This is a genomic window from Streptomyces sp. NRRL F-5126 (assembly GCF_000721265.1).
In the GTDB taxonomy this organism is placed as follows: Bacteria; Actinomycetota; Actinomycetes; order Streptomycetales; family Streptomycetaceae; genus Streptomyces.
Genome location: NZ_JOFZ01000006.1, coordinates 706,599 through 721,496, shown reverse-complemented (window position 1 = coordinate 721,496; position 14,898 = coordinate 706,599). Strand labels below are relative to the sequence as shown.

Below are 14,898 nucleotides of genomic sequence, written 5' to 3'. Positions count from 1 at the left end.
GCCGCAGCGTCACGCGACGGCCCGTCATCCACCGGCCCAGGACATTACGGGCAAACCGCCGGGTCGATCAGCGATCGAACCCCGCTGACGAATCGAGGCCAATGGGTGGATTGACTCCATAGCGGGGAAGCTGCAAGAAAATACGGATATCGGCCGTCGGTACCCTTGCGGAAAATATGAGTAAACACGCGATTTATGCTCAACTCTGCTGCCGAAACCAGACGAGACGGAAGCATCGCATAGCGGGAAGGCGACCTGTGTAGGAGATGCAATTCTGCGCGGCGGCTAGTGCATCACTTAATTCGAGGATGAAGCGGTCATAACCGACTCATCCACTACGAAACCTCAGAACATCTCAAACTACCCTGAAGGGCCGAGACCGGCAGTCGCCGGTTGTGTTGTGTGCCGTCGTTTCGTGCTGGAACGGGGACATCGTTCGTACGGTCGGGGTTTGTGTGCGTCGACTTGACGGAGTTATTGATCCGGAAATAGAGAGTGTGGTGGCCTGCGGGTTTAATTATTTCCCTTCTTCCGAATAGCTAAAGGAGCGTTAAATTCCGCTTATTTTTTCACAGTGCCCCCTCGACGCGTGAATGGCGCTGGTTGTAGGCTCAGCGGAGCCGGTTGATCACTCAGGGTGAGCGGGGGAGTTTAAGGTGCAGCCCTGATGATTTCGTATGCGCGAGAGGAGAAAAATGAAGCTTCGTGTTCACGGTTCGAGCACCAGGTCGCGGCGAGGGATCGTGGTCGTCGCCGCCGCAATTTCCCTCATGGGTGTAGTCGTTGCGGAACCCGCAATCGCGGCCACTCATGCCTCTGTCTCTCCGAAGGAGCCCCGTCCCGACTGTGGGGACACCGTTTACCTCACGAGTCAGCAGTACTCGGGCGGTAAATGGTCCTTCAAGATCGTCGGGACCGGATTGTCGAAGTGGCTCGGCAGTTCTCATGGCACGATGCACTATCAGGCTGCAGTGCTCGGTTCGACAGTCCAAAAACAGGGTCAGGTGAACGCCACTTCAAGCGCCGGTGCGAGAACGAGCACCATCACTATCTCGGTCAGTAGTGGCCACACAGGGACGGTGGAGGCGGAAATATACAAGGGGAATTATCAGGCTTGCACGACGCAGTTCGAGAGGACCTTCTAGGCCAGCGCTGCTTCCATCGCTGGTTTCGCCGACAGACTAGGAGAACGTGTTGTTTCGTCACGCGATAACAGTCGCTGCCATAGCCTTCGCGGCAGTCGGAGTAGCGCCCGCCGTCGCCAGCGCCGCCCCGGGTTCGCCTGCCCCCACGCCTCTGGTCCTCTCCGCTCCCAAGCCCTTGGACCTACAGCCTCAGTCAGCCAACGGCTGTACGGGATCGCAGGTGTGCATCAACGTCATAGGCAGTGGGCTCCACGTCGATGCCGTCAGCGGAGACGTGAACCTGAGCGGCAGCCTCAAGTGGTGTGGCCGCATTGAGATCAGAATCACCAAGGGTGGCAACACCTACAACGACAAGACGTCCCCTTCTATGTGCGGCACGGCCGGGAAGTCCGCTGTCTATTCCGAGCAGCCGAACGCCAGTTACCCGGACGGATCGCGGGTGTGTGTGTATGCACGGACCTCCAGCGGGCACAATCCTGGTGGCCCCGCTTGCGAGACCGTCGAGAGCTGATCTGACTCGCCCAGGCATGCCGGCCGTCTGCCAGCAGACGGCCGGCGTAGCGGATCCGGTGACGGCATCGCCTGCAGAGCCGATGAGTTGTCGCCCTCACGGTGGGATACTCGAAGCCATGGAGAAGCATGTGCACCCCCCTCTCGGATTCATCCCCTATGGTCTTCCTTTGGACTGGTCAGGGGATCGGTGGATCGAGTTCTACGACGGCTCGCCGGGTCACCCGGTCTGGTCGGTCTGGCTCGCGCATCGAGACAAGGACTCGGCGCTGATCGTCGAGACCGTCGAGGACGCTCGGCACGTCGAGAACATGAAGCCCGAAGACGCTCGTGCCGACATCGCTCTCGCCGCCACTTTCGCGCACCTGAACATGATTCTTCCCCTGGCCACCGATGCCGACCGTGAGCGGATCCTCCGCCCCCTCTACGAGATCGCTGAAGAGGAAGCTGCGCGGGCGGGTGACTGGCCGGCCGAGGAGTGGCAGCTCCACGATCAAGCCTCAGAGACCGTTGTCGGCCGCCGTTGGGAATTCGCGGGCCTCTGGACAGTGGTGCTGCCGAGCCACCTGGGACGTACGGTGATCTTGCACGGACTGGGTCCCGGACCTGACGAACGAACCTTGACCACTGTGACAGACACCTCGCCGTACGGGTTCCATCTGGACCAGCCGCTACATTACGAGGATCTCGGAGATCAGCGTGGCGTCTGGCCGCTTGCCGATCACGTTGCCGCCTCCACCCACCCTGACATCATCCAGCGCTTCGGGCTGGATCCCGAAGCGACTTGACGCTGCCGAAGGCCGGCGTCCGAAGCTGTCACAATTACTTTTCACGTGCAGTGCGCTGAGCGTACATCTCAAGCAGAGGCGGTGGTCCTCGGCAAAGGACCGTTGCTGACCGCGGAGGTCCTGAGGGAACCGCTCTTGGCCAGGATGCCCGCCGAATCCCCTTCTTCCGGGACTCGCTCTAGACCGATCGAACTGCCCCCAAGCGCCGTGGCCCGTGGTGTGTGGCGAACGCTGTTCGCACCTCATCGAAGTGGTCCGTCCACCAATGAAGCAGGGCCTCGTCGGCGAGGAAGAGGTCTCCGAAGGCGGGGTCGCGGCGCTCGAAATAGAACTCCAGCTGCCAGAAGTCCGTCGCTCTCTTCCACCACAGCCGGTGCACCGCGTCGGCAAGATCCCCCTCAGACAGCGGGATCAGTGACCGGTAGCCGGAAACGAACGCAGCTACTCGATCCAGGCTGAAGCGGCCACCCCCACCGAACTGCACCTGGGCGGTCCTGGCGACCTCCTCCGCATAGGAGCGGACCGCGACACGGTCCCAGTCGAGGATGGCGACGATGGCGCCATCCCGCCGTAGGAGGTTGCGGTACTGGAAGTCCCCGTGTGTCCATCCGTGGGGTCCGGCGAGCCGGCTACCTTGTGGCTGCCGGCCGGCGTGTGAGGCAAGGAGGTCCTTCCGCTGGTGCAGGGCCTCCACCGTCTCCTTATCGAAGACTTCCGTCGGCTGGGCGGGAAACCTCGCGCTGTGCTCATCGGCGGCCCTGGAGGCGGTGCCTGCGTCGGTGGTCCTGGGCACCGGTGCCCCGCTCGGTGACGGGGAGGCGTGCCGGGACAAGCTGCGATGCAGCCCGGCCAACAGCTCTCCCAACTGATGGGCTTGATCATGGTCGAGGTCGGTGCCTTGGACGTGAGTGCCCTCCACCCAGGGCAGGGCGCAGAATCCCTGTCCGGCGACCTCCACCACGCACTCGGCGTCTGCGGTCTGCAGCGCTGCAGGGACGGGGAGCCCGTCATGGGCCAGTCCGGGCAGCATGGCCAGGTTCCGCCGTACCTTCGCCAGCGGCACGTCGGTGATCTGCTTCACCGCGTAACTTCCGGTGGACGTTTCCACCAGCCAGTTCCTGTTCATCAACCCGTCGGCAAGGAACCGTCGTCGCCGTACCTCGCCCAGCCCGAAGGCTCCGGCCAGATCCGGGAGCGCGGCGTCAAGGCAAGCTTCGGGGGGCGTCTCGGTCACCCTCGCACGATACGGGCTCGGGGCTCTGGCCGCGGCCCTGGACCGGCGGGTCGGCTGGGCCGGTCCGGCCGACATATGGGGCCTGGCCTGCCCCGCCCGGGCCTCCTTCACACGCCCGTCAGCGGCGAGGTCCATCGGGTCTTGTTGTCGCCTTGTGGGTTGTCGCGGGCGTTGCCGCTTTGCTCGGGTATCGCGCATTCCTGCCGAGAACGGGAGTGCCGGGAGCCGAGCCGTGGGCTTGCGCCGCGCGCGCCGGCGAGCTCGTGTCGGCGCCGGCGTTGAGGCGTTGGAGGCGCCAGATCAGCACCTGCGCGGGGTAGCGGACATCGTCGAGCGGACGCTGCTCGATGGCTTGCTGGAGGGCTCGTTCGGTGTCGTGGCCTGTGGCCTCCGCTTGGGCGAGCGTGGCTGCGAGTGCATTGAACGCGTCGTCCTCCACGACCCGATCCGCGTGTTCGGGCACAACTCGGCGGATGCGGCGGATCTGCCGGTTCACTGTCCGTTGGTCTGGGCAACGCGAAGCGAGGTCGGTCAGGGGCGCGGCTGCGGCCTGTGCGTAGCAGGTTTCGAGATGCCGGAGAGTCTGTCTGGTGGCGGCGACCTGCTGGTCGTGGCAGTGGAGCTGGTGCCAGCGGGTGGCGGCGATGGCGACGAGGACGGCGATGTCGAGGAACATCGCCAGTGCGGCACCGTCGCCTGCAGAAGCAGGATCGCGCAGCATCGTGCGTACAGCGCGGCGAAGGGCGAGGGCATGGTGGTCTTCAGCGCGGATACGGGAGCGGGTGGCGCGCTCGAACGCGGTGGCCGCTCGGCGGAGCTGGGGCCGAAGGGCCTGTGGTGCGAGGAGCGGAAGAGCATCGAGGGCTTCGCCGAAGGCCGCGAGATGGGCCTGAGCGGCCCTGTCATCGGTCTGGTCGAGGTGGTGTGGAATGCGTTCCGCGGCGTCCGCGGCCCGGTGCCACGGGGCACGTCGTAGGTGCTTCTGCTGGCCAAGGGACAGCGGGGTGACGTTGGTCAGGCGTGCCCGGATCTTGGGGAAGGACAGGTCGGGAGCGAGCTTGGAGCCGGAGAACCAGATGGGCTGACCTGCGGCGTTGGTATCTCCTTCGAGGGCGACCTTGTATCCGCGTACATCGCCGGAGGGGAAGCACTGGGCCTCGACGAGGACGCCATCGGCATCACCGAGCAGGCCGAGGAATTCCTCAGCGCTGGTGGAGGCGGCCACCGCCGTGCGAACGGCGCAACGCAGACGCTCGCGAGCCGTTGCGGGCTGGTTGGCACGGTGTGATTGCTCCACCTCGGCGCGGGTGGGGCGTTTGGCGGCTGTACGGTCGCCACGTATGACACGGCGAAGGCTGTACTCCTTCTCGATCGCGGCGAGTTCGCTGTCGGCGGTGAGGTAGTCGTTCCAGTGGCGGGCCGGCCGAAGGTCGCCTCGCACCGTCGTGGCGGCGATGTGGATGTGGTCGTCGGCGTGGCGGACGGCGACCCAGCGGCACCCATCGGCATCGTCTTCGGGGGCGATGCCGGTGGCTGCGACGATGCGGCGTGCAATGTCAGCCCATTCGGTGTCGCTGAGGTGACGGTCTTCGCCGGCGGCCCGGATCGAGCAGTGCCACACCTGCTGCTTCGGAGTGCGGCCCAGGCGTCTGGCTTGGTTGACGCGGAGATTCAGGTCCGCCACAAGGAGCCGCCGGGTGGAGACAGGAGTGTTTGCGCGGCCGGGGTCCGGGGCAAAGCCGTCGAAGGAGGCGACCAAGTGGGGGTCTGTGTGCTCGTTGGCCCTGCCTGGGCCGTAGAGGTAGCGGATGAGGCCGGCGGTGTCCTTGCCGCCGCTGATCTTGGCGATCACTGGGCCGCCGTGCCGGAGACGGCTTGGTCGGCAGTCTCAGCAATGGTCCGCACGGCCGCGTCGACCGCATCCAGGGCTCGCGCGGCATGGGCCAGGGTTGCGGTGTCCCCAGGGTGTGGATGAGCGCCGGAGTTCAGCTTCTTGGTGACCTGGTTGACGAGGTGGCCGATCTTGGTGACCTGCTGGCGCAGGGCGGCCAGCTCATCGATGTAGTCATCGAGCTGGGTGCGCTGGCCAGGCAGCGTGAGGTCAGCTTGGACGTGAGCGAGGACGAGGGCGCCGACGTAGTGCGCGGCGGCGATGTTCATCGATCGTGCCTTGGTGAGGATCGCGGCCTTTTCCTCGACGCTGTAGCGCACGTCGACGCGCTCTTTGCGCTGGGTCTCTTCGCGCCTGCGGCGACGGGCCACCCGGTGCAGCGCGGCGATGTCAGCGGCGCGCGTCGGAGGCGCCGCGACAGGCTGCTTCCCCTCGGGCACCCCCTGGTGCCCGTCCTCCTTCGCCACTCCCGGGGCGAAGGAGCCCTCGCGGTGCCGACCCTTGGACGGTCCAGCGGGATACCTTGCTGCGTCTTCTGCGGTGGTGACGTCGGCGGGCGGGGCGTCGAGCAGGTTGCGTTCCTCACGATGCTGGCTGGGCAAGCGCGTTTCTCCTCGGGGCGTGCGTGATGTGGGGGCGTTGGTGAGGCGTGTGCCCGAGCCGGATCGGCCCGGCCGGCGGGGACCCGGGTGGCGCGGGCGGGGACCGGTCCCGGAAGTCATGCGTGCGGTCCTCGACTGCAGCGGAAGGCGGGACCGTATTCGACGTCCGACAGGCACGGTCCCCCTGACGCTGCGTCACGGGGACCGTCCTCGATCCGGCGGTCCCCGTGCGGAGACTCCGTTCCCCCGGGACCGGCCCGATAGCGGCCGTGTGCAGGACGTTCTGGGGACCGGTCCCCAGAACACCGCTTCGCGGTCCCCGATCCTCTTGGCTCGGTCCCGGCGGGATGCTCGCAGTGCCGTATCGGGACCGCGTCCCCGGTCCCCGAATCCGGCGGCCTCGGTCCCCAGCGTGCGAACAAGAGGGACGGCGTGATGGAGCGACACCCGTCGCACTCGTCGCATGCCTGGTCAGGGCAGGTACGAGAGGCTGGCCCGGTACGGGAGGACTCGTCACGGCGACGGCACTCGTCACTGGACTGACCTGCGCTGCGACGGGTGTGACGAGTGCTTACGGGTGCGGGCCCGCACCTTGCGGGACACTCCCGTCGCGGTTCTCGGCTCCCGGCTCCTCGGGGCAGTAGCGGGCCCATGCGTCCGTGAAGCGGGCGCGGGCGAAGCCCTTGGCCTGCCTGCCGCCATCGAAACGATGGGTGGCGGACTTGATGCCGAAGCCCTTCAACAGCAGAGCCAGGTGACGCGGACTCAGGCCGTTTGCGCCGTACTCCGCCCATGGCGCCTCGTGGTCGTTGACCAGGTCGCACAGCAGGTCACTGGTGCGCAGGATCTCGGGATCTTCACGACGCGCGAAGGCCCGGCGGATGTCGTGCAGCAGGCGGGTCTTCAGGTTCGACTCGTCGTCCTGGCCCACCTCCGCCGCACACATCGACACGCACGCGGCACGCGCTCGCTCCGGCCAGTCGCCGCCCGCGAGTTCCGCGACGATCACCAGTGGCTCCCAGGTGTCCGCTGCCCTGTCCTGGACCGGCATGGTCGGCATCAGGACGGCGGCGGTGTCCATCTGGGGGCGCAACCACGATGCCAGCCGGTCACGTACGGCGTGCAGGGCAGGTATGTCGCGGCGGGAGCGGAACTGTTCGACGCGTTCCCCGTCTTTCCGGCGTTGCATGCGGATCACTACAGCCCGGTCCATGACTGTGTCGGGAAGATCCCCGATCCCGGCAAGTGCGGCCATGGCGAAGGTGGGGAACGCCTGCGGTTTGTGCTCCGGCCCGACGATCCGCAGGGCGGGCCTGTTGCGCTGGTGTCCGGCGTTGAGCAGGCCGCGCAGCTCCTCGTTCTTCTCGGCGGCCTTGATGCTGCCGAAGATGGTGTCGGCCTCGTCCACCAGCAGGGTGGGCGGATCGTCGCCGATGGCGCGGAAGACGACCGCCGGGCTGGTGTTGACCGTGATCAGCGGCCCGCGCACGGTCTCCGTGATCACGTCCAGGAGGCGGGACTTGCCGCACCGCTTCGCCGGCCCGACCACCGCCAGGCGAGGCGCGTGCTGCAGCGCGGGCTGTATGTGCGAGGCGGCCACCCACAGCGAGACCGCCGTCAGCGCCTCGCTGCTGGGCAGGATCACGTACCGGGCGATCGCTGCGCGTAGCTCGTCCAGCAGGGTGGCACCCTCGCTCGCGCTGACTGGTGCGCCGGCTCCGGAGGCAAGGGGACGGGGTTCCTGGCTCTGGCCGGGGATGGCCATGGGCGGCCAAGCCACTGAGTCGGCGGGTGGGGTGGAGTTGGGAGAGGTCGTGGATTCGTCCACAGGCGTTCCTTCCTGCTGTGGCCGGACGGGCAAGTGCCCGGCCACAGCGAGACAGATCGTGCATGCAAGGGAGCGAGGGCGGGGACTGGGCGGCTTCGGCGGCGGCTCGCCGGGAGCCGCCTTGTTTCCCTGCGGTCGTGTCAGACGGCGAGGTCGTAGGTGGCCTGTGCGTTGAGCCAGGCGTCCACCTCGGACCACCGGTAGCGCAGGTGGCGGCCGACCTTGTGCACGTTGGGGCCGATGCCCCGGTACTTCCACTGGTAGAGGGTCTTCACCGGTACTCCGAGGTAGTCGGCGACTTCCGCCGGGGTGGCCAGCGGCCCACGTTGGGAGGCGTGGGCAGGTCGGGGGGAAAGAGTCGGCACAGGGCTCCTTTTCGGTTTTGGACAACGAGGCATGTGCAACACAGCCACACGCGGTGCGGAAAAGTCCAGAGTTGGTTCTTAAACTCTGCAGAACTCACTGGCGGGTGGCAGCGGGGCAATACCGTAAGGGCTAATCGGCGGACGACCAAAAACCATCGGGTGGCTAAGATGCCGTGCCTCACTCCTTGGTCGGCCGCTTGCCCGCAGCGTGGTCACACCTAGTGACCTGTGTCTCTACGGCGAGGAAGTGCCCAGGTGACCGGGGGCTGCGACGTAGGCTCTTGCGGCACCGTCTGTTCGGCGGGGCGACCGGCGGAAATGTCTGACCGTGTCCGCGGATTCCGCGAGTAGGAGCCGATTCCGCTCGGGCGCGACTTCTGTAGAGTTTGTGAACCAACTCTTGCCATAATCCACGGTCGCAAGTTACAGCTACCTGTCATGGCAAAAAGACCTGTTGAAATAGGCGCCGCTGGCTTGCACGCCGCCCGCGCTATCGAGCACATGCGCGTCGCGCGTGGTCTCACCCAGCACCAGATCGCCGCCCGCTGCACCGCGCTGGGCCGCCCCATCACCAACACCGCTCTCAGTCGCACCGAACGGGCCCGACGACGCTGCGACATCGACGACCTCGTCGTCATCGCCCCGGCCCTCGGCATCCCTCCGGCGGCGCTGCTGCCTCTCGGGACCGGTGTCGCTCCTGCACTCCGTGCCGCCGTTCCGCAGATCTCCGACCGAACCCAGGGAGTCGTTCTTGGCTGACGTGTACGACCGCTGGCACAAATCGCACCCCAGGCCAGGTGAGACCGAGTGCGGCGAGCACAAGAGCCGTACGCGGCCAATGATCCCGACATCGGATCACGGAACGGGCAAGCGCTGGCAGGTCCGCTACCGCGACCTCGACGGCCGGCAGCGCAAGGAGCACTTCCACACCAGGGCCGAGGCCGACAAGCGGGCGGCCGAAGTAGACGTCGAGATCCGCAGCGGCACCTACGTCGTCCCCGCCCAGACGAAGCAGACACTCGGGGCCTACGCCCAGAAGTGGCTCGACGCGAACTCGGTGGGCCCGACCACCGCCCTGCGGTACGAGTCCACCGTGCGCAACCACATCGTCGCGCACCTCGGCCGACGCGAGCTGCGCTCCCTGAACAAGCCCTCGACCATCCAGGGCTGGGTCAGGACACTCCAGGACGGCGGCTTCGAGGTGTCGACTATCGAGGGCATCTTCGACATCCTCTCCGGCATCCTCGGCATGGCTGTGGAGGACGGGCTGCTCCCGAAGAACCCCTGCAAGGCGAAGTCGGTCAGGCTGCCGACCGCGACCAAGAAGAAGATCATCCCTTGGCCGCTGGAACGGGTGCGAGCGGTCATAGCCGGGCTGCCCGAACGCTTCCAAGCCGGGGGCAAGCTCGCCTTCGGCTGCGGTCTGCGCCAGGGGGAGGTCTTCGGCTTCGCCGTCGACGACATCGACTTCAAGGGCGGATGGATACACGTCAACCGGCAGGTGCGGCTCGTCGGAACGAAGGCCGTCTTCGCCCTTCCCAAGGGCAACAAAATCCGGTCGGTCCCGCTCTCCGCCCAGCTCGCTGCCGCCCTCAGAGCGCACATGGAGGCGTTCCCGCCGACCCCGGTCACCTTGCCGTGGAGCAAGCCGGACGGTGAACCGAAAACCTTTCGCCTGATCTTCGTCGACGAGAAGCAACGGGCGTACAGCCGGAGCGTTTTCAACATGGGGGACTGGAAGCGTGCTTTGGCCGCCGCCGGTGTGATCCCCCCACGCGAACGTGGGGCGAGGTACCTCCAAGCGGCCCCGGAGGACGGCATGCACGCCCTCCGGCACGCCTACGCCTCCGTACTCCTGGACGCGGGGGAGAGCATCAAGGCGCTCTCCGAGTACCTCGGTCACTCGGACCCGGGGTTCACGCTCCGGACGTACACGCACCTGCTGCCGTCCAGCGAGACGCGGACTCGCAAGGCGATCGATCACGTCTTCATCAACGTCGGGGCCGCTGAGGAGGCGCAAGAGGAGGATGGCGGCCGAGCGCCGGACACGTTTGCCGCGTAAGGGCGCATCAGTGCCCTCGTCCAATCCAATGTGCCCTCAATGTGCCCTGACGGCCCGAGAGTCCGCCCTGCACATGACCCATGGGTGACTGGAGCGCCTGCCTGGATCCCTATGAAATCCCAGGTCAGGGCCACACCAGGCAGTAAGGCTGATGCCCCGCCTCGTGCAGCCGCTTCGAGAAGTCCTGCCACTCGTGGAGCAGTTGGTAGACGTCGAACGCGTCGCGCGGGCCGCCCCTGTCCGGGACCGTGGACCAGATGAAGGCCGCCGCGCCGACCGACTCCTCGCCGACGCCGCGCAGCGGGTCGACCGCCGTCATGGGGAGCTTCACCACCGCGTAGTCCGGGTGCAGCACGACGAGTTCGAGCGGGGGGACGCGGTAGAGGGGCATGCCCTGTATGCCCGTGAGGACCATCGCGGCTATGGTCTCCGGCTTGATCTTGGTGAACATGCCGCCCATGCCCAGCTCGTCGCCGCCGAGTTCCTCGGGGCGCATGGAGATCGGGACGCGGGCGGCCGTCGCGCCGTCGGGCGCGCCGAAGTACTTGTACGTCACCCCCACTCGGCCACCGCTCCTGCTCGCAGGCTGCGGCTGGGCATGGGCCTGCCGTTCGCGTTCGTGCTGGTCGTGGCGGTGGTCATTGCGCCGGTGCTTTCCCCGCCGGGCAGGCTCGGGGCCCAGGCCGTCGGTCCCCTCGCCCAGTCCGCCACCGCGATGCATATCTCCACCCGACCACTCGCAGCTCCGGCCGCGCAACCCGATCATCGTGACAGTGACCTCCCCCGTCGGCGCTCCGTGAAACACCTGTCCGCAAGAACATCCGGGCCTCTGACACCATGGCTTACGTGAGCTTCCCCTTTGATACCGATGCACCAGTTTCGCAGACACTCTTCTCCCGCGCGGCCCGAGTGACGCCGGGCGGCGTCAACTCGCCCGTGCGCGCCTTCGGGGCCGTCGGCGGGACGCCGCGCTTCATGGCGTCCGGCAGCGGTCCCTACCTGACCGACGCGGACGGCCGGGAATACGTCGACCTCGTGTGTTCGTGGGGTCCGATGATCCTCGGGCACGCCCGTCCCGAGGTCGTCGAGGCCGTGCGGGCGGCGGTGGGCCGCGGCACGTCGTTCGGGGCGCCGACCGAGGGCGAGGTCGCGCTCGCCGAGGAGATGGTGGCCCGCGTCGCACCGCTCGACGAGGTGCGCCTCGTGTCCTCCGGTACGGAGGCCACGATGTCCGCGATCCGCCTCGCGCGCGGGTACACGGGACGCGCGAAGGTCGTGAAGTTCGCCGGCTGCTACCACGGTCATGTGGACGCGCTGCTCGCGTCCGCCGGTTCCGGGCTCGCCACCTTCGCGCTGCCCGACACGCCCGGCGTCACGGGCGCCCAGGCCGGCGAGACGATCGTCCTGCCCTACAACGACCTCGGCGCCGTACGGGACGCGTTCGCCGCGCACCCCGGCGAGATCGCCTGCGTGATCACGGAGGCGTCGCCGGGCAACATGGGCGTCGTGCCGCCGCTCGACGGGTTCAACGCGGGGCTGCGCGAGCTGTGCCACGCGAACGGCGCGCTGTACGTGTCCGACGAGGTGATGACGGGGTTTCGCACGTCGAAGGCCGGCTGGTTCGGCGTCGACGGCGTCGAGCCCGACCTGATGACGTTCGGCAAGGTGATGGGCGGCGGGTTCCCCGCGGCGGCCTTCGGCGGCCGCGCCGAGATCATGGGCAGGCTGGCGCCCGCGGGCCCCGTCTACCAGGCGGGCACGCTGTCCGGGAACCCGGTCGCGACGGCCGCCGGCCTCGCGCAGCTGCGGCTGCTGGACGACGCGGCCTACGCGAAGCTCGACGCGGTGTCGCGCGAGGTGCGCGGCCTGGTGTCCGAGGCACTGGCCAAGGAGGGCGTGGCGCACCGGGTGCAGACGGCGTCCAGCATGTTCTCCGTCTTCTTCACGGACTCCGAGGTGCGCAACTTCGACGACGCGAAGGGCCAGGACGCGTTCCGCTTCACGGCGTTCTTCCACTCGATGCTGTCGCACGGCGTGTACCTGCCGCCGTCGGCGTTCGAGGTGTGGTTCCTGTCGACCGCGCACGACGAGCGCGCGGTGGAGCGGATCGCCGCCGCGCTCCCCGCGGCCGCACGCGCCGCCGCGCAGGCCACCCCCGCGCCGTAGGCTCGGCGGGGCCTGGGCGGGCTCCGTGGCGCGCGGGCGCCCGAGCGTATGAGCGTGAAAGCACCTCGTGCGAGCGTACGAGCGCCGAAGGAAGCGTGAGGAAGAGCGATGAGCAAGACCGACGAGCTGACCGTGGTGCACGTGATGCGCCACGGAGAGGTGCACAACCCCGACGGCGTCCTGTACGGCCGCCGTCCCGGCTACCACCTCTCCGATCTCGGCAGGCGGATGGCCGACCGGGTGGCTGAGCACCTGGCGGGCCGCGACGTCGCGTACGTCGTCGCCTCGCCGCTCGAACGCGCGCAGGAGACCGCCGCGCCGATCGCCGGGGCGCACGACCTGCCCGTGGGGACGGACGGCCGGCTGATCGAGGCGGCGAACATCTTCGAGGGCAGGAAGTTCGGGGTCGGGGACGGCGCGCTGCGCAGGCCGGCGAACTGGAAGTACCTGAGCAACCCGTTCCGGCCGTCGTGGGGCGAGCCGTACGTGGACCAGGTCGTGCGGATGACGGCCGCGCTTGCCGCGGCGCGCGATCACGCCAGGGGCCGTGAGGCGGTGTGCGTGAGCCACCAGCTGCCGATCTGGATCCTGCGCAGCTTCGTGGAGCGGCGCAGGCTCTGGCACGACCCGCGGCGCAGGCAGTGCACGCTGGCCTCGCTGACGACCTTCACCTACCGGGGCGACCGGATCGTCTCGGTGGCCTACACGGAGCCGGCGCGCGATCTCGTCCCGGCGCACCTGCTGTCGGGCGCCAAACCCCAGCAGGGCGGCGGTAAGGCGTTCGGCGCATAGGGAACCACCCCGCCGGAGCAATGGTACGAAGCGCGGGACAACCCCGCGTTCGCATCGAATCAGTAAAGATATGATTATCCGGAGAACCGCCGCGTTTGGTGCGTTATCTCACGGTGGGTCGCTTGTAATAAATGTGATGAACCGACAAGTACCTGACCCGTGCTTGCCGGTCGAGAGCGACCGATCGGACAGCGACCGAACACGGATGGGGACGGTATGCGCAGCATCAGCCGTAGAGATCTGCTCGGAGCGGGAGCCGGGGCGGCGGCGGCCGTCGGCCTCGCCGCCTGCGGAGCCGAGAAGGCGGGCGGGCACAAGGCGTCCGCCGAGGCGACCGGCAAGGGCGCCGTGGGCAAGGGCAACGCCGCGGGCCCCCCGCAGCGCCCCATGAAGCTCATCGGGGACGGTTCCACCGCCTACACGGGCAAGCAGCCCAACCAGCCGGCCGCGCCGGTGCGCCTGGAGCCGGGCCAGACGCCCCCGCAGTTCGTCATCTTCTCCTGGGACGGCGCCGGGGAGGTCGGCACCGGCCTCTTCGACCGCTTCCTCGACCTCGCCAAGCAGCACGACGCCGGGATGACGTTCTTCCTCTCCGGCCTCTACCTGCTGCCCGAGTCGAAGAAGGACCTGTACCACCCGCCCAACAACCCCGTCGGCGCCTCCGCCATCGGCTACCTCAGCGACGAGCACATCAAGGAGACGCTCGCCTGCGTCCGCCGCGCGTGGAACGAGGGCCACGAGATCGGCACCCACTACAACGGCCACTTCTGCTCCGGCAGCGGCTCCGTGGGCAACTGGACCTCCGCCGACTGGCGCAGCGAGATCGACCAGGCCGTGGACTTCGTCACCAAGTGGCGCACCAACTGCTCCACCCCGGACGCCGACCCGCTGCCGTTCGACTACCGCAAGGAGCTGGTCGGCAGCCGCACGCCCTGCCTGCTCGGCCAGAAGCAGCTGCTGCCGACCGCGGCCGCGCTCGGCTGGCGCTACGACGCCTCGTCGCCCGGCGGCCTGCAGATTTGGCCCACCAAGAAGGTGGGCCTGTGGGACTTCCCCCTCCAGGGCATCCCCTTCCCCGGTCACACCTTCGAGGTGCTGTCGATGGACTACAACATCCTCGCCAACCAGTCCAAGAACAGCACCCACGGCATGACCTCCAAGTACCCGGCCTGGCGGAAGCAGGCCACCGAGTCGTACATGGCCGGCTTCAAGCGCGCGTACGAGACGAACCGCGCACCGTTCTTCATCGGCAACCACATGGAGACCTGGAACGGCGGCATCTACATGGACGCGGTCGAGGACGCGCTCAAGCAGATCGCCGGGGCGGGCCACAAGGACGTGCGGCTCGTCTCGTTCCGCCAGTTCGCCGACTGGCTTGACGTGCAGGACCCCGCCATCCTCGGCAAGCTCCAGTCGCTCAACGTCGGTGAGCAGCCCGCGGGCGGCTGGAACAGCTACCTCAAGGCGGCGTAGCAGGCACCGGGCCGCGGTCGGCGGGCCGCGGTCCGCCCGTGC

At 67.8% G+C, this 14,898-nt stretch carries 12 protein-coding genes; 6 read left to right on the top strand and 6 right to left on the bottom strand.

All coding sequences use genetic code 11. The features are described 5' to 3' along the window. The first annotated feature begins 1,774 nt into the window (after positions 1-1,774). On the top strand, positions 1,775-2,443 hold the full coding sequence (locus tag IH48_RS0116235) for a hypothetical protein (RefSeq protein ID WP_030904185.1): 669 nt from the start codon (positions 1,775-1,777) through the stop codon (positions 2,441-2,443). Positions 2,444-2,621: 178 nt separating this feature from the next. On the opposite strand, the gene IH48_RS0116230 is transcribed toward IH48_RS0116235, so the two are convergent. The 5 genes from IH48_RS0116230 to IH48_RS0116210 all read right to left on the bottom strand — a co-directional run bounded on the left by IH48_RS0116230 (position 2,622) and on the right by IH48_RS0116210 (position 8,363). Beyond that, entirely contained in the window at positions 2,622-3,677 is a 1,056-nt protein-coding gene (locus tag IH48_RS0116230; protein ID WP_051839905.1) for a phosphotransferase, read from the bottom strand. A gap of 118 nt (positions 3,678-3,795) precedes the next feature. After that, positions 3,796-5,529 carry a mobilization protein gene (locus IH48_RS0116225; RefSeq protein WP_030904181.1) on the bottom strand — a complete coding sequence of 578 codons (1,734 nt, stop codon included), beginning with the start codon at positions 5,527-5,529 and terminating at the stop codon, positions 3,796-3,798. Beyond that, positions 5,526-6,170: a plasmid mobilization relaxosome protein MobC gene (locus IH48_RS0116220; RefSeq protein WP_420705490.1), complete on the bottom strand. Its 645-nt coding sequence runs from the start codon at positions 6,168-6,170 to the stop codon at positions 5,526-5,528. The genes IH48_RS0116225 and IH48_RS0116220 overlap by 4 nt, the downstream gene beginning before the upstream one ends. Positions 6,171-6,741: 571 nt before the next feature. After that, a complete protein-coding gene (locus IH48_RS0116215) occupies positions 6,742-7,998 on the bottom strand; it encodes a DUF3631 domain-containing protein (protein ID WP_037841968.1) in 1,257 nt (418 codons plus the stop codon). Positions 7,999-8,138: 140 nt separating this feature from the next. Further along, the gene (locus IH48_RS0116210) at positions 8,139-8,363 is read right to left on the bottom strand and encodes a helix-turn-helix transcriptional regulator (RefSeq protein ID WP_030904175.1); all 225 of its coding nucleotides are present in this window, start codon (positions 8,361-8,363) and stop codon (positions 8,139-8,141) included. 438 nt (positions 8,364-8,801) lie between these two features. On the opposite strand from IH48_RS0116210, the gene IH48_RS33365 reads away from it, so the two are divergent. Together IH48_RS33365 and IH48_RS0116200 are read left to right on the top strand one after the other, a co-directional pair. Then, positions 8,802-9,122 carry a helix-turn-helix domain-containing protein gene (locus IH48_RS33365; protein WP_051839843.1) on the top strand — a complete coding sequence of 107 codons (321 nt, stop codon included), beginning with the start codon at positions 8,802-8,804 and terminating at the stop codon, positions 9,120-9,122. Between the two features lies 1 nt (position 9,123). After that, positions 9,124-10,425 (top strand): tyrosine-type recombinase/integrase, encoded by a 1,302-nt coding sequence (locus IH48_RS0116200; RefSeq protein WP_420705493.1) that lies wholly within the window; start codon positions 9,124-9,126, stop codon positions 10,423-10,425. 124 nt (positions 10,426-10,549) lie between these two features. On the opposite strand, the gene IH48_RS0116195 is transcribed toward IH48_RS0116200, so the two are convergent. Next, positions 10,550-11,146: a hypothetical protein gene (locus IH48_RS0116195; protein ID WP_107059307.1), complete on the bottom strand. Its 597-nt coding sequence runs from the start codon at positions 11,144-11,146 to the stop codon at positions 10,550-10,552. Between the two features lie 116 nt (positions 11,147-11,262). Between IH48_RS0116195 and hemL the strand changes: the two genes are divergently transcribed. The 3 genes from hemL (at position 11,263) to IH48_RS0116180 (ending at position 14,856) form a co-directional block, all read left to right on the top strand. Continuing rightward, positions 11,263-12,591, top strand: coding sequence for a glutamate-1-semialdehyde 2,1-aminomutase (gene hemL / locus IH48_RS0116190; protein ID WP_030904167.1), 1,329 nt, complete (start codon positions 11,263-11,265; stop codon positions 12,589-12,591). A gap of 108 nt (positions 12,592-12,699) precedes the next feature. Then, entirely contained in the window at positions 12,700-13,383 is a 684-nt protein-coding gene (locus tag IH48_RS0116185; RefSeq protein WP_030904165.1) for a histidine phosphatase family protein, read from the top strand. Between the two features lie 216 nt (positions 13,384-13,599). After that, a complete protein-coding gene (locus tag IH48_RS0116180; RefSeq protein ID WP_030904163.1) occupies positions 13,600-14,856 on the top strand; it encodes a twin-arginine translocation signal domain-containing protein in 1,257 nt (418 codons plus the stop codon). Positions 14,857-14,898: the final 42 nt, after the last annotated feature.

What these genes read in the sequence shown, in the direction of transcription:
- IH48_RS0116180 (WP_030904163.1), top strand. Translation starts at nt 13,600, where the DNA reads ATGCGCAGCATCAGCCGTAGAGATCTGCTCGGAGCGGGAGCCGGGGCG.
- IH48_RS0116185 (WP_030904165.1), top strand. Translation starts at nt 12,700, where the DNA reads ATGAGCAAGACCGACGAGCTGACCGTGGTGCACGTGATGCGCCACGGA.
- IH48_RS33365 (WP_051839843.1), top strand. Translation starts at nt 8,802, where the DNA reads ATGGCAAAAAGACCTGTTGAAATAGGCGCCGCTGGCTTGCACGCCGCC.
- IH48_RS0116235 (WP_030904185.1), top strand. Translation starts at nt 1,775, where the DNA reads ATGGAGAAGCATGTGCACCCCCCTCTCGGATTCATCCCCTATGGTCTT.
- IH48_RS0116195 (WP_107059307.1), bottom strand. Translation starts at nt 11,146, where the DNA reads ATGCATCGCGGTGGCGGACTGGGCGAGGGGACCGACGGCCTGGGCCCC.
- hemL (WP_030904167.1), top strand. Translation starts at nt 11,263, where the DNA reads ATGGCTTACGTGAGCTTCCCCTTTGATACCGATGCACCAGTTTCGCAG.